General features: G+C 50.1%; 13 protein-coding genes. 11 read left to right on the top strand and 2 right to left on the bottom strand.

The features are described 5' to 3' along the window. Nucleotides 1–5 precede the first annotated feature (5 nt). The 8 genes from wecB (at nucleotide 6) to Q0577_RS24865 (ending at nucleotide 9335) form a co-directional block, all read left to right on the top strand. Nucleotides 6–1124: a UDP-N-acetylglucosamine 2-epimerase (non-hydrolyzing) gene (wecB, locus tag Q0577_RS24900; RefSeq protein ID WP_298741178.1), complete on the top strand. Its 1119-nt coding sequence runs from the start codon at nucleotides 6–8 to the stop codon at nucleotides 1122–1124. Continuing rightward, complete coding sequence (locus Q0577_RS24895; protein ID WP_298741176.1) at nucleotides 1121–3016, top strand: alginate lyase family protein; 1896 nt, start codon at nucleotides 1121–1123, stop codon at nucleotides 3014–3016. The genes wecB and Q0577_RS24895 overlap by 4 nt, the downstream gene beginning before the upstream one ends. A 5-nt stretch (nucleotides 3017–3021) precedes the next feature. After that, nucleotides 3022–4305: a glycosyltransferase family 4 protein gene (locus Q0577_RS24890; protein WP_298741174.1), complete on the top strand. Its 1284-nt coding sequence runs from the start codon at nucleotides 3022–3024 to the stop codon at nucleotides 4303–4305. Then, nucleotides 4292–4921, top strand: coding sequence for a sugar transferase (locus Q0577_RS24885; protein WP_298741172.1), 630 nt, complete (start codon nucleotides 4292–4294; stop codon nucleotides 4919–4921). Before Q0577_RS24890 ends, Q0577_RS24885 begins: the two co-directional genes overlap by 14 nt. Further along, nucleotides 4918–5544, top strand: a complete 627-nt coding sequence (locus Q0577_RS24880) for an acetyltransferase (protein ID WP_298741170.1) — start codon at nucleotides 4918–4920, stop codon at nucleotides 5542–5544. Before Q0577_RS24885 ends, Q0577_RS24880 begins: the two co-directional genes overlap by 4 nt. 16 nt (nucleotides 5545–5560) lie before the next feature. After that, complete coding sequence (locus Q0577_RS24875; RefSeq protein WP_298741168.1) at nucleotides 5561–6688, top strand: aminotransferase class I/II-fold pyridoxal phosphate-dependent enzyme; 1128 nt, start codon at nucleotides 5561–5563, stop codon at nucleotides 6686–6688. A 14-nt stretch (nucleotides 6689–6702) separates the two neighbouring features. Further along, complete coding sequence (locus Q0577_RS24870) at nucleotides 6703–8319, top strand: glycosyltransferase family 39 protein (RefSeq protein WP_298741166.1); 1617 nt, start codon at nucleotides 6703–6705, stop codon at nucleotides 8317–8319. Between the two features lie 122 nt (nucleotides 8320–8441). Then, the gene (locus Q0577_RS24865) at nucleotides 8442–9335 is read left to right on the top strand and encodes an alpha/beta hydrolase (protein ID WP_298741164.1); all 894 of its coding nucleotides are present in this window, start codon (nucleotides 8442–8444) and stop codon (nucleotides 9333–9335) included. A gap of 7 nt (nucleotides 9336–9342) precedes the next feature. On the opposite strand, the gene Q0577_RS24860 is transcribed toward Q0577_RS24865, so the two are convergent. Beyond that, a complete protein-coding gene (locus Q0577_RS24860) occupies nucleotides 9343–10092 on the bottom strand; it encodes a CpsB/CapC family capsule biosynthesis tyrosine phosphatase (RefSeq protein WP_298741162.1) in 750 nt (249 codons plus the stop codon). Between the two features lie 274 nt (nucleotides 10093–10366). Between Q0577_RS24860 and Q0577_RS27275 the strand changes: the two genes are divergently transcribed. Next, nucleotides 10367–10696 (top strand): gliding motility-associated C-terminal domain-containing protein, encoded by a 330-nt coding sequence (locus Q0577_RS27275; RefSeq protein ID WP_366885059.1) that lies wholly within the window; start codon nucleotides 10367–10369, stop codon nucleotides 10694–10696. Here the strand turns inward: Q0577_RS27275 and Q0577_RS24855 are convergent. After that, the gene (locus Q0577_RS24855; RefSeq protein WP_298741159.1) at nucleotides 10674–11147 is read right to left on the bottom strand and encodes a GAF domain-containing protein; all 474 of its coding nucleotides are present in this window, start codon (nucleotides 11145–11147) and stop codon (nucleotides 10674–10676) included. The two genes, Q0577_RS27275 and Q0577_RS24855, sit on opposite strands and share 23 nt — an antisense overlap. 558 nt (nucleotides 11148–11705) lie before the next feature. Here Q0577_RS24855 and Q0577_RS24850 point away from each other — a divergent pair. Continuing rightward, on the top strand, nucleotides 11706–12677 hold the full coding sequence (locus tag Q0577_RS24850; protein ID WP_298741157.1) for a terpene synthase family protein: 972 nt from the start codon (nucleotides 11706–11708) through the stop codon (nucleotides 12675–12677). A gap of 384 nt (nucleotides 12678–13061) precedes the next feature. After that, nucleotides 13062–15425, top strand: a complete 2364-nt coding sequence (locus Q0577_RS24845; RefSeq protein ID WP_298741155.1) for a hypothetical protein — start codon at nucleotides 13062–13064, stop codon at nucleotides 15423–15425. Nucleotides 15426–15454 lie beyond the last annotated feature (29 nt).

Below are 15454 nucleotides of genomic sequence, written 5' to 3'. Positions count from 1 at the left end.
TTAACGTGAAAATCACCATCGTTGCAGGCGCCAGACCAAATTTTATGAAGATCGCACCTATCATCGCCGCTATCCGGCAAAAGCAGCAGGAAGGCTTTGATATGAGCTACCGCCTGGTACACACCGGGCAGCATTATGATGCTAACATGAGCCAGTCTTTCTTTGAGCAGCTGGGTATTCCCCAGCCGGATGTGAACCTGGAATCAGGCGGCGGCTCGCAGGCAGAGCAAACGGCCAATATTATGCTGCGCTTTGAAAAGGATCTCGCCGCCCATCCCAGTCAGCTGGTACTGGTAGTAGGCGACGTTACATCTACCCTGGCCTGTTCCATTGTGGCCAAGAAAATGCAGGTAAAGGTGGCCCATGTAGAAGCAGGTATCCGCTCCGGGGATATTTCCATGCCCGAGGAGATCAACCGCATGGTAACCGATGCTATTACCGATTACTTTTTTACTACGTCCGATATCGCCAACGAGCAGTTGCGGCGGGAGGGTAAAACGTCCGACCAGATCTTTTTTGTCGGCAATACCATGATAGATACCTTGCTGAAGCACCGGCACCGTTTTATACAACCACCCATCTGGCAGGAGGCGGGCCTCCTTTCGCAGCAATACCTGGTAATGACCCTGCACCGCCCTGCCAATGTGGATGAGGAGGAGCACCTGGCTTTGCTCATTAATGAGGTGATGCGCAATAACCACGGCCTGCCGGTGATTTTCCCCGTGCATCCCCGTACGGCCAAACAACTGGAGCGTATCGCAGTGGCGCATCCCTTATTGTATCTCACCACACCGCTGGGCTACCTTGAGTTCAATTACCTGGTAGAAAAGGCGAAAGCGGTGATCACAGACTCCGGCGGCATTACGGAAGAAACCACTGTGATGGGCGTGCCCTGCATGACCCTGCGCAATAGTACCGAGCGGCCCGAAACCTGTTCCATCGGCACCAACATGCTGCTGGGTACAGACCCCGCCGCACTGGGACCTGCCATGGACCTGCTTTTTGCAGGTAAATGGCAACAGGGTGGTATACCACCCCTCTGGGATGGCCATGCGGCAGAACGGATTGCCGGTAAACTGGCAGCGCTTTTCAATCTTACACCTCAATCTGCGACTGTAGTATGAATCAATGGAATACTTTAAAACGGAGTGTGGATGTAGCCCGCAATATGGGATGGAGATACATGGCCTTTCGTTCTGTTTATGAGCTGCAGCTGAAAAGCGGCAGGCTCAGAAAGAACTTTCCTGAAGCGCCGCCATTTGTGCAGTATCTGTCCCTGGATCAATGGAAATCATCCTCCGTGCGTTTCTTTTTCCGTAGCCGGGAAGAAATGACCGTGCCTAAAATGCCACTACCTTCCCTCAAAGAAAGGTATCAGCAGATCAGGCAGGGACGTTTCCCCTTTTTCAATGGCCCGCTCCTGGATATCGGGCAGCAGCATAACTGGATGCAGAACCCGGACACCGGTTTTGTTTACGATGCCAGCCGTCACTGGACCACCATCAACGATTACTCCCGTGAGGCCGGTGATATTAAGTATGTATGGGAAAAGGCTCGCTTTGCCTATCTGTACGATGTGATCCGCTATGACTATCACTACGGTGAAGACTGCAGCGAATGGGTGTTTGCGGAGATCCTGTCGTGGATCAATGCCAACCAGGTGAATTGCGGCCCTCACTACAAATGCAGCCAGGAGATCAGTCTGCGGGTATTGAACTGGACCTTTGCGCTCTTTTACTATCGTAACGCACCTGCACTCACGGCCGAAGTATTTGATAAGATCCAGTATGCCATTTACTGGCAGCTGCACCATGTATTTGAGAATATTCACTTCTCGCGCATAGCCGTTCGTAATAACCATGCCATCACCGAGACGCTGGCCTTGTACCTGGGAGGTTTATTATATCCCGAGCTGCCCGATGCCGCAAAGTGGAAGGCCAGCGGCAAATACTGGTTTGAACAGGAAATAGCCTACCAGGTATATGCAGATGGTACCTTCCTGCAATTCTCTATGAACTATCACCGTGTAGTCGTGCAGCTGTTGACCTGGGCCTTGCGGCTGGCAGAGCTGAACGGCGAACAGTGGAATGGCATGGTACTGGAACAAAGCCGTCAGTCGCTGGCATTCCTGCGTACATCCATGAACGATAGTAATGGCTGGCTGCCCAATTACGGCGCTAATGACGGTGCGCTGTTCTTCCGCCTGAACGAATGCCATTATCGTGATTATCGTCCGCAACTCCAGGCCCTGGCGGCATTGCTGGATATGGACCCGGCCCTGCCGGAACTTTGTGAAGACATGTACTGGTACGGACTTCGTCCCGGCAACCGTTTAACGCCGGTGTTGCAGCCTTTCAGATCCTGCTACCAGTTTACAGCTGGCGGCTATTACATATGCAGGGAAGAGGACGGACTTACTTTTTTACGCTGCGGCAATCATAAAGACCGTCCCTCTCAGGCAGACAACCTCCACCTGGATATCTGGTATAAAGGCGTCAATATTTTGATGGATGCAGGCAGTTATAAGTACAATACAGATGAGGCAACGTTGAAGTACTTCATGGGCACGGCCTCTCATAATACGGTAATGCTGGGCGATTATGACCAGATGGAAAAAGGTCCGCGCTTTATCTGGTATAACTGGACCCAATGCGAGAACGCCAGCCTGCGGGAAACCGGTACAGAATACATCTGGGAAGGGGTGATCACTGCCTTTCGCCACGTGGCAAAAGGTATCCGGCATTTTCGCCGGGTCAGGAAGATGAAAGACCGTCCCCTCTGGATCATTGAAGACCACATACTAAATAAACCGGCGGGCTTGCCAATGCTTCAGCTATGGCATACCACCGTACCCGAACGGTTAAAGTGGAGCGCTTATGACCGCGGTGGAGAACAGCTGCAACCACAGCGGCGTGAAGGTAAACATGCTGTATTATACGGAGTGACAGAAGCCAGTACGGAGATCGTATTTGCTACTGACAGCGATAAGATTACCACTGAAATCACTGTAATATAAAGGCTATGCATATTCTTTTGATCCATCAGTATTTTTTAGAGGAGGATGATCCGGGAGGGTCCCGCTGGAATGAGATCACCCGGTCCTGGACAGACGCCGGCCACCAGGTTACGGTACTCGCAGGTATGATCCATGCCAACGGTGCAGAAAAGCGGCAGGAATACAAAGGGAAGTACTTTATGCAGCGGCAGCAGGGAAAAGTAAAGGTGTGGCGCTGCCATGTGTCTGAATCATACAATAAGCATTTCATGGGCCGCCTCTGGGGATATTTTTCCTTTATGTTCTCTTCACTCTGGGCCGGGATCTTCAAAACCAGGGGGAAGTATGACCTGGTGATAGTAACCTCGCCGCCTTTGTTTGTAGGTTTTTCCGGTTACCTCTTGTCGCGCTTTAAACGCATGCCCCTGGTATTTGAAGTGCGGGATCTCTGGCCCGAATCTGCCATAGATACCGGCGTATTGAAAAACGGCCTGGTCATAAAACTGGCCTACTGGTTCGAAAAATTCATCTACAGGAAAGCTGTACTGATCAATGTGCTGACGCCTGCTTTCTATAACACCCTGCGTGACCGGAAGCAGGTACCCGAAGCGAAGCTGATACTGATCCCCAATGCAGCCGATTTCTCTTTGTCTGACCATTTGCTATCGGCTTTTGATGCGGAAGCCTTTCGCCGGGAACAGGGACTGGAGAACAGGTTTGTGATCACCTATGTGGGCGCCCATGGCGTGGCCAATCATCTTGAACAGCTGCTGGAAGCCGCCCGGCAATTGGAAGATACGCCGGTACTGTTCCTGCTGATAGGACAGGGTATGGAAAAGCCACGTTTGCAAAAGCTTGCTGCAGAACAGGGACTGCAAAACGTGCGCTTCCTCGATCCGGTGCCCAAACAGGAGGTGTTTAAATATATCCTGGCCTCTGATATGGGCGCCTCCGTGCTGAAGAAAGTGGATACGTTTAAGACGGTTTATTCCAACAAAACCTTTGACTATATGGCCTGTAAAAAGCCCATCCTCATGGCTATAGACGGCGTATCCCGCGAACTGGTGGAAACCGCAGCTGCAGGCGCTTATGTGGAACCGGAGAACATCGCAGCTTTTAACCGCATCATCCGGGAATACCTGCAGAACCCGCAACGCCTCCGGCAGGAAGGAGAGAACGGCTTCCGCTATGCCAGGGCAAATTTTGACAGGCAGGTACTGGCGGCACGGTATCTGGAGCATTTACAACAGAAAGTACTGAAGGAGGAAAAATTTGAAAAGATCAGACAGAAGAAAAATGCATGGGTATAAACATATCATCAAACCCCTGGCAGACAGGTTGGTAGCACTCATTCTGCTGGTGTTGCTGCTGCCCGTATGGCTGCCGTTGATGATCCTGTTATGGATCGTTAACCGCGGAAAGCCTTTTTTCTTTCAGCAGCGGCCGGGCCTCAACGGGAGGATATTTGTGTTGATGAAGTTCAGAACGATGACGGATAAACGTGATAAAGCCGGTCAGCTGTTGCCGGATGCACAGCGATTGACTCCACTGGGCCGCCTGGTGCGCAGAACGTCGCTGGATGAATTGCCGCAGCTGCTCAACGTGCTCAGGGGCGATATGAGCCTGGTAGGGCCGCGTCCCCTGCTGGTTGAATATCTGCCGCTCTATAACAATATGCAGCGCAGAAGGCACGCGGTGCGCCCGGGCATTACCGGATGGGCGCAGGTGAATGGCCGTAACGCTATCAGCTGGGAACAGCGATTTGAATATGATGTGTGGTATGTGGAGCATATAAGCCTGGCGCTGGACCTCAGGATACTGTGGCTTACCCTGCTGAAGGTATGCCGGGCAGAAGGTGTTACGCAGCATGGCCATGCCACTGCAGAGAAGTTTACAGGAAACTCAAAATATATGAACAGCATATGAATGAAGTGTATTTGTACGGAGCCAGCGGCCATGGAAAAGTGATCGCCGAGATACTGGAACAGAACGGCGACAATATCCAGGGCATCTTCGATGATGATCCTGCTGTAACAGGATTGCTGGATTATCCCGCCCTGGGCGGGTTTGACGGCGCTAAATTAAGCCGCAACGCCCGGGTGATCGTCTCCATCGGCAACAATCATCAGCGCTGCAAGGTGGTCAACCAGCTCAATGTGCCCTTTGCCACCGCCGTACATCCGGGCGCCAGTGTGTCCAAAAGATGTACCATTGGAGAAGGCACGGTGGTAATGGCAGGTGTAAGTATCAATGCGGATGTAAAGGTGGGCGAACATGTGATCCTCAACACCAATTGCTCTGTAGACCACGATTGTGAGCTGGGCAATTTTGTGCATGTTTCTCCCAACGTGGCGCTGGCGGGCAATGTAAAAGTAGGAGAGGGCACACACCTGGGTATAGGCGCCTGTGTAATACAGGGCATCATCATCGGCAAATGGGCCACTATCGGCGCCGGTACGGTGGTGATTACAGACGTACCCGATAATGCCGTGATAGTAGGTAATCCCGGCAGGATTATCAAATACAGCAAAGGAACATTGGCTTCTTAAATCACTGTTTATGTTTATGCACCAAAGAATATGGCTCTCACCGCCCCACATGGGAGAACAGGAGTTTGAATATGTAAAGGAGGCATTCAGCTCCAATTGGATTGCGCCGCTGGGCCCTAATGTAGACGGATTTGAAAAAGACCTGGCCGCTTTTACCGCTGCGGGGCATGTAGCGGCGTTATCATCCGGTACAGCAGCCCTGCACCTGGCCCTGGTACTTTTAGGCGTGCAGCAGGGCGATGAGGTCATCTGCCAGAGCATGACCTTCTCCGCATCCGCCAATCCCATCATCTACCAGGGCGCTACGCCGGTGTTTGTAGACAGCGAGCCGGATACCTGGAACATGGATCCATTGCTGATGGAAGCCGCTATAAAAGACCGGCTTTCAAAAGGCAGGAAACCTAAGGCCATCATACCGGTACATTTGTACGGCATGCCGGCGAAGATGGATGAGATACTGGAGATTGCCGCAGAATACGACATACCTGTAATAGAAGATGCCGCTGAAGCGCTCGGCTCCGTATACAAAGAAAAAGCCTGCGGTACACTGGGCCGCTTCGGTATCCTGAGCTTTAACGGCAATAAGATCATTACCACCAGCGGCGGCGGGGCATTGATAGGGAATGATGAAGATTTGATAGAGAAGGCGCGTTTCCTGGCTTCCCAGGCCCGTGATCCTGCGCCTCACTATGAGCATACACATATTGGCTTCAACTACAGGATGAGCAATGTTTGCGCAGGTATTGGCCGCGGACAGATGCAGGTGCTGCACTGCCGTATCTCACAGCGCCGCGCTAATTATCAGCGGTATCTGAAACACCTCTCCGCCTTACCGGGCCTGGTGTTTCCCAAAGAACCGGAAGATTGTTTCAGCAACCGCTGGCTCACCACCGTGCTGGTAGATCCGGCAGCAAGCGGTGGTATTGATCGCGAAACTGTCAGGATGGCCCTGGAAAAAGCAAATATCGATTCCCGCCCGTTATGGAAGCCTATGCACCTGCAACCGGTATTTGCAGGCGCCCCGGCCTATGTCAATAACGTTTCGGAAAACCTCTTTAAGCAGGGGTTATGCCTGCCAAGTGGTTCCAGCCTGCAGCCCGAACAACTGGATTATATAGCAGGTCTTGTCAAAGCCTTATGGTAAAATATTCCTTCATTGTGAAAAAGATATTGTACAATGGGTTGCTGATTCCTGTTCTCTATGGAATATGTATGACGATCGTTGCAGATAAGCACTATGGCTTTGTCGAATTCGATGGCGCTATGCATTACTTTGCCGGTGAAGATATTTTTCGCGGCAACGGTTATCGCGGATGGGGTTCTCATTTCTGGCCACCGCTCTTCCCCTTACTGAGCGGCATATTGGGCAGATGGCTGGATGGTGCAACCGCTGCGAGGATGATCTCCGTGCTGTCTGCTTCCTTCTTGCTCTGGATAGCGCACAGGTTTGTATACAAACTTTCGCAGAACCATGTGGTTGCCTGCCTTGCACAGCTCCTCATTGCTACCAATTTTATGTTTGTGCTCTTAAGCATCAAGGCCGAGAACCATATGCTGGATACCCTGTTCTATGTACTGGCCATCTTTTTATTGTTACAGAGCCTGGAAAAAGACAGTACGGCACGATTCTTCATTACAGGCCTGGTATGCGGACTGGCAGGGCTTTCCCGTTATACCAGCTATTCACTTGTTCCTGCTTTTGCATGCACGGTTTTCTGCTTTTATCCGTCACGGCTGGCGTTCAGATACGCATTGGTCATCCTCGCAGGTTTTATACTGGTGTCAAGCCCCTGGTGGGCCGTTAACTATCTCGATAACGGATCACCGCTCTCAACCTGGCAATATATGAATGTAGGCGCCGGTGTATATTCAGGCGCCGGCAGCAGATGGTGGTGGTATTGGTCAGGCATAGATCATGTGCAGTCAATAGGAGATATTATAGCACAGCGGCCGGGAGATTACCTGCTTAACTTTTCCAGGAATGTTGTCAAAAGTATCCTATACATTGTGGCAAAGAGCCAGCTAACGGGCATCATTTGCATCGCTTCCCTGTTCCTGCTCATGTACAGGGGGTACCGGAGCAGGGGAGTACTCCTGTGGCGTGATCGCCTGTTCCTCCCGGTGTTAGTAGCGTTGGCAGTTTACATCCTGCTGGTATCGCAGGCATTTGTTTTTGGAGAAGTTTTCCTGAGCTGGATCGTATTGGTAATGATATACGGCGTTTACGCCATATACCGCCTGCGCCCGGCCACGGGATTTTTCAGGAAGAACTACCGGCCTGTTATGCTGTCAGTGATAGTACTGGTGGTAGTAGTGGATGTATGTTACACTAACTGGTCGCTGAACAATTACATGACAGATGCAGCCGGTATAGAAGAGAACGGGCAGATTGCAGCGGCCATTAAAGCACAGGAAGGAAACCTGGAACATAAAGTGGTGATGACCCTTCATCCTGCCAGGGCATACTATTTACGCTCCAGGTATGTGATGCTGCCGCCTTACTATGAAGGCGATCTGAACGGGCTTATTACCTACCAGGGCATGAGTTTTAAAGTGAGAGACCATGCCCCCCGCTTTCCCTCTACCCTTAACGTGAACGATCTGAAAGTAGATTATCTTATCTATGACCGCTGGGCAGCTACCTGTCTGCCACAATTCTCCTTCCTGCTGCATAAGAACAGCAACCGCATTCCTGCCAGTTTCCAGCTGGTATATCTCTCGCAGGCGGTAGCGGTATATAAGATTAACGGACAGTATGTGCATCAGCAGCACTAAGCAGATGCTTAAATAATTCCTCATAATTTATTTTGTACTATTAAGTACATAATATACATTTGTGGGAGAAAACTATTTTTTTTAATCTATTTTGTACTATTTAGTACATTAAATGAAATGATATGGAAACAGCCGTTCAATCAGCAACAGCACAGGTAAAGCATTGCAGCATCCGCATAGACGGGCTGGATATTTTTTACAGGGAAGCAGGAGACCCTGCCAGGCCAACACTTCTTTTATTGCATGGCTTCCCCACTTCTTCTCACATGTTCAGGAACCTGATGGCCGCCCTGGGAGATAAGTATCATCTGCTGGCGCCGGATTACCCGGGTTTTGGTAACAGCTCCATGCCGCTAGTGAATGAATTTGAGTACAGTTTTGACAATCTTGCCGCATTGATGGATCAGTTCATAGCGGCAAAGGGCCTGAAGAAGTATAGTCTGTATGTGATGGATTATGGCGCACCGGTTGGGTATCGTATCGCTGTAAAACATCCTGAAAGGGTAGAGGCGCTGCTGATCCAGAATGGGAACGCTTACCTGCAGGGCTTATCTCCCTTCTGGGACCAGATAAAGGCTTACTGGGCAGCTCCCGAAGATCCTGCCAACATCAGCGCCATGAAAGGAATGCTTACCGCGGAAGCCACCCGCTGGCAGTATGTTACCGGTGTGAGGGATGTGGAGGTTATCAGTCCGGACAACTGGATCATTGATCAGGCAGGCCTGGATCGCCCGGGTAACCACGATATTCAGCTGGCGCTCTTTTATTCCTACGGCACCAATCCTCCTTTGTATCCTGCGTGGCAGGCTTATTTCCGCAAGTATCAGCCGCCCGCACTCATCACCTGGGGTAAGAACGATGAGATCTTTCCTGCCAGCGGCGCTTATGCTTACCAGGAAGATCTGCAGCATGCAGAACTGCACCTGCTGGATACTGGTCACTTTGCTCTGGAAGAAGATGGGGCATTGATCGCATCGCTGATCGATGAGTTCCTGCAAAAGCACAATATCCGCTAAAAGAGGCTTATACTGGTATCAGTTCCCTGTTACGGAAACCATACTGTTCAAGGGTCTTCACAAGTTTCTTATCCTTTGCAATGCCTTGCATGGTAGCCATATGCCGGTGATGATGGAGGTCGGTACCTACCAGGTCTATCAGCCGGTCTGCCATCAGTTTTTCTGCTACCTTCTGGATATGCCTTCCGTAATAGCCGGTTACAGATAACAGGTTCATCTGCAGCAGGCATCCCCAGTCTTTCAGCTGGCTGTATTGATGGTAATTGTTATGGTAATGTGAGTAACGCTCCGGGTGCGCCAGTACCGGCTGATAGCCCTGTGCAATCAGGTTGAACAGCCACTGGTGCAGCTGGGGCGGCGCTTGCATGAAAGACATTTCCACCAGTACCAGCTTGCCGTCCAGCGTCAGCAGTGGTGAAGAGGGGATCAGTTCTTCAAACTGCTCATCCATATAGTACTCCGCTGCAAAAGAAAAAGGAATGTCAATGCCTCTTTCCTGCAGGGCGGCCTGTACTTTCAGGTAGGGACCGGTAAGCGTGTTTACTGAATTGGGATATCGATCCAGAATGATGTGTGGGGTGGTAACGATCTTCTCTATGCCCATTTCATGCAGTTGCTCAATAAAAGTCAGCGAGGTGTCTATATCCTGTACGCCGTCATCTACTGCCGGTATTAAATGAGAATGAATATCAGTGCCCACGAAGGACAAAAGACCCTTATGTAGTGCTTCCCTGGATTTCCGCTTGAATAAGAACATTAGGCAATCTGTTTAAAGGCCAGAACTGTTACAAATTTTATTCCTTTTTCCGGGATTTTATCAAAAAAGTTATTGATTAGATTACGATTATGTATATATTTATATTAGTGTCCTATTCTAGTCATTGATTGCCATCTGAATGCTCAGTCAATATCCCTGATCCTGTGATGCAAATCATTTCCTATGGGACGGGGAGGTATATCCAGAACGAAAATTCCACAACTGCACATCATCCTGCTGCCCGGCATTTACCTATCCGCGTTGTTTTGTCATAATGCCCAATGCGTTCAGCCCTAACGGTGATGAGAGCAATGATGTTTTTCGCCCCAAAATGTATGACGATGTCCACAACTACCAGCTTCGTATTTACAACCGCTGGGGATCGCTGGTATTTCGCGCCAATGATCCCGGTAACGGGTGGAATGGCATTTTTAATGGAAGCGCTGCGCCCTCCCCAATCCCAAATTCCAGATCCCAAATTCCAAAATTCAGCTACGTCCAAATGATACAAAAGAAATCTCCGCACTTTGGAATTTGGCTTTTGAAATCTGGAATTTGGATTTTGGATGTTGGAATTTGCTCTACAGCACCAATAAGCCCGTGATCTCCTCCAAAAACCGGGCATCTGTTTCATCAAAGTGATCCAGCTGCTCGCTGTCCACATCCAGTACACCGGCTACCACACCGTTCCTTATCAGCGGTACTACGATCTCTGATTTTGAAAGGCTGCTGCAGGCAATATGCCCCGGGAACTTTTCTACATCCGGCACTATCAGTGTGCGGGCCTGTTCCCAGCTGGTACCGCATACGCCGCGTCCATACTTTATCCGGGTACAGGCTATGGGTCCCTGGAAAGGTCCCAGCACCAGTTCCTCCCCCTTTACCAGGTAAAAACCTGTCCACAACCATCCGAATTGTTCTTTTAATGCCGCGGCAACATTAGCCAGGTTGGCGATAACATCGGGTTCTCCTTCCAGGAGTGCTTTGATTTGCGGAACGAGCGACTGGTACTTTTCAGTCTTGCTTCCGCTAACGATATTCAGATCTTCTGCCATAATGCAAATGTAGGCTGCTCAACTAAATTCAACTAAAAGTTTTGTAAATTTATAATGCATATGAGGGGGGGAAGTCATCCAAATTAGCAAATGGCCAATAACCCTATTGAGCTTTCCTCCGTAATAATATGATAGGAAAAAGACACAGCAACAATAGACACAGCAACAAAAGACACAACGCGTAAAATGATGCTCATATGAACCCTATTCATGCTCCCCCATGTCCGGCTGCTATTTATTCCGGTGGAAATCTAAGCCCGCCATATATGGAGATGATTGATCACTGTTTTTGCCATTAAAACACATATGCCAACAAAGGCCGGCGCCTTATTCTCATAATGCCGGCGGTGATCACTTGTGACAGCATTTCCTATACTTCAGATATCCGTTCACTCCACTTATAACGGCTATGCAGTGACTCGTTTGCTTGTCCGCAAACAGGCCGCCCGCTGGCTGCTGGCCGTTAATTGCCCTATTGCCAGATGCCTATTGCCAACAGACAACCGCTGATAGCGTACAGCTAAAGGCCCATTTATAACCATTAAATCCCTTATTATTATGCAGACTATCCAAATGCCACGGATGCAATATCCGTTTCCCTCGCTTGTAAACCGTTTTGCCGCCAATGCCAACGAACAGAACATCCTCTGGGCCCAAACCTTCGGGTTGCTGAAAACAGAAGAGGCGCTTGCCCGTTTCAAACGATCAAAATTCGCCTGGCTGGTATCCAGAACATTTCCCAATGCCGGCTTTGAAGAACTTTGCATTCTCTGTAACTTCAATTCCTGGTTATTTCTCCACGACGACCTTTGCGATGAAGCGCAGATGGGCCGCGAAGCCGCCAGCCTTCATGAGGTAACTGCTTATTTTACGGAGATACTTACCCGTGAAATAGCCATGCCTGAAAAAGGCGGCGCTTTTGCATTAGCCCTGGCAGATATCTGGCAGCGGTTGCTGCCGATGAGCCGCTTTGCCTGGCGCCAGCGTTTTATTCGCAGTATGGAGGAATATTTCAAGGCATGCCTCTGGGAAGCAGGTAACAGGGCTGCCGGCCGCGCCCCCTCAGTGGCAGACTATGTAATCATGCGGCCCTACACCGGCGCATTGTTTGTAGACCTCGAGTTTGTGTCTATCAGTGAAAAGATCGATCTGCCTGACCAGGTACTGCAACATGCCATGGTTCAACGCCTGGCACTGGCCTGTAACAATATCGTTTGCTGGACAAACGATATCATGTCCTGCAGGAAAGAAGCAGAGCAGGGCGATGTGCACAACCTCGTACTGGCGCTGATGAAAGAACGCAGTCTCTCTATGCAGGCTGCCATAGATGAAACCGTGCGTATGCATGATGATGAAGTAAGGCTGTTTGCCGCACTTGAAAAGCTGCTGCCTTCTTTTGATGAGATCACCGATCGCGAACTGTCCCGCTATGTAGCCGTGCTCCGCTCATGGATCACCGGTAATTACGACTGGAGCGTGGAAGATACCGGCCGTTATAAAGTAGAAGGCGCACCCGTGCCCGTTATTTAAAGATTACTGCAGCATGTCCAATGATGCCCATGGCCCCCTGCGGCCATGGGCTTTTTTGTTAAATTCTGATCAGTAAATGCGAATTCAACATCACTGCCGTGAACTGTTTAATACTTAAATTTAACTACAGCATAAGCTCCATGTTATGAAACAGTGGATACTAACGTAAACACCTGTTCCAAACATCTTTGCCCTGATCAGAATATAACAAAAGGCAGTGAAACTCAGCCGCAGGCGCATCATGTACTGTAGAAAGGCTCACGGGGACGTATATATTTAATTTCACATTCCGGCACTGCATAGCTTCACCCTTTTTCCGTAAAAAGCAGTCATTATTTATATGATGATCGATCACAAGAGGCATTCATTTTAAAACTTAATAACATGCAGTTTAACTCCATAGCTGATCTGAGAGCTAATACCAAACGGCCCCGCCCCAACGAATTAGTGTACGTGCTGGGCTACTGGACCCCTGGTGACAGTGGCGGCGGTGAATTTTTCTGGAACGCCACTTCAACAGCCGTTGACGATGGCGGCGTTACCATACAGGATGCACAATACGACTGTACCGATACCGGCAGATGGATCCGTGTGATCACAACAGATAAAGTAAGCGTACGATGGTTCGGCGCCAAAGGCGATAATGTAACAGTCGATACCGCCGCATTCAACAACTGCGCCACCTATATCAAAGGCGCTTCCTTCAGAAGGGTGATGTTCCTGCCAGACGGCACATATGTAACCGGCAGAGTGGATATTACCGGTGTATACACCGTTGAAGGTAACGGTCCGCGTGTGATTGTCCAGAATATAGCCGGCGAAGATATATTTTACTGGAAAGGAGTAGGAGAGCCGGGTTATGTAGTAGCCACAGAGATCTATATCAGTAATATGCGCCTGCGCCTGGCCAACCCCGTAGACGCCCGTCCCAACTATCTTCGTATTGGGCTCTTTGGCGAAAGGGTAGGCATCTGCGCTTTTCACTTCCCTGCGGTAGTAGGGCTCATGTTTGATAAGATCTATATTGAGCGTACCACCGGCGGACTGGCAGCCGGTTTTGGCGATACCGGCATTTTCTTCAGCGGCGCCGCCTACAAAGTGAACTTTGGCGTTAAAACGGAAATGCGCAACCTGGACTACGGCATTATCTGCGGTACTTCAGAAACCCATAATATCATGACGCCGCGGGTAGTTTGCGCATGTGACCCTGTTACCGGTACCTTTACCACGAACGTAGAGCATGGTTATACAGCCAATAAACAGGTGGCGCTGATCTTTGACCCTAACGACGGCAGCATTGCCGAAATACGGCCCCGTTTCCGCTATTACGTGGTGGGACAAACGCCCTCTACCTTCCGCCTGGCGGCAACGGCCAACGGCGCCGCTATCACCAACCTTACCATAACAGGTACGCCGGATCTCTATGTAGTTCCGGCGGGCGCACATACCATTGAGTATGCCTGCGATGAATGGGCGGCCAATCACCTGATCACCGCCAATTGCCGCCGTGTAGCCTTCAGCGTACCCAATATGGCTTATTGCCACATCAATACCTGGGCCTGTCAGACCAGCCGTGTAGCTATCCGCATTTTCGGCTATGTGTCTTTAGCGCGTTATGAACCTTTCAGCTGTTCATTCCAGGACATGTTCACAGAAGGACCTTTTGATCTGGCTTATATGACAGGCAAAGAATATGTCTATATCTCCGGCAGAAGCATGACCATTTTCTCCGGCCCACGTATGCAGTTCGGCAACAGCGCTGTCAATGCAGGCTATATGACCATTGCCACCAATTACAGCAGGATCGATAAAGTGGATATAGACGATGGGCAGGCCCTGCGAATGACCGGCGACGGCAACCACATTACCATTGCTACAGATGGCGTAAAAGAAGTGTTTGTAACAGATGCGGGCGTAAATAATACCATCCTCTTTAACCGTTCTACAGATGGTACAGACAGCGCGCGCTTCATCAGTTATTATCACAAGAATACAGTGCCAACCAACTTCGGGGGCTTTTACCCGGATTATTTGTTCTTTGGCAATCCCTCCACGCCTTACCAGGGCAGGGGCGTACTGTTCTACCCGGCTACATCCAATATCTACCAGGGTGTGACCAACGCCGCGCCCCGCTTTGACGATCCATCCCTGCTGGAAGTGAATGGTTATATGCGCTTCCCTACCAGTGGTAAAAAGGCTATCCGCTCGCCCCTGGGCAGTGGCAGCAATAAATTCCTTATCAACCAGTTCTTTCCTAAAGCCAGGTGGAAACTGTATGCCAAAGTGCGTTCTCTGAGCACTGCGCAGAATATATCCATCGGGTTTGAAAGAAGTGATGGCGGCAGCGGCTTTGCTTCCATGGTGCTTTATAATGTGGATACCAGCTGGCAGATAATTGGAGCAAGCGTAGATACCTCGCTGGGGCCCGACGGTATGATGGGCCAGATCTATTGTGCGGCAGCCACGGAGGGTTTTGACCTGGCATTTATGATGGTGGTACCCTTTATCAGCACCGCCGCGCTGGACGGTACCCTGGCGCCCGCGCAAATGGGCTATACTTACATTAACGCCGAGGTAGACCCCAATACGCTTACTAAAACCTGGCTGAATACAAATTATGCGGGCGTGCCCGTTGGCGGTAAAATAATATTTACTAATCTTGCAGATGCGGCCACGAATATCGCCGTATGCGAAAAATATGACAGTACTGACTGGTTTATAAACGTTACACTCAGTAAAGCGGTATAGATCCTATGAAAAAGACCCTGTAACCCGTC

The organism is uncultured Chitinophaga sp. (assembly GCF_937898475.1).
Lineage (GTDB): Bacteria > Bacteroidota > Bacteroidia > Chitinophagales > Chitinophagaceae > Chitinophaga.
This window is presented reverse-complemented; position numbering and strand designations above follow the sequence as displayed.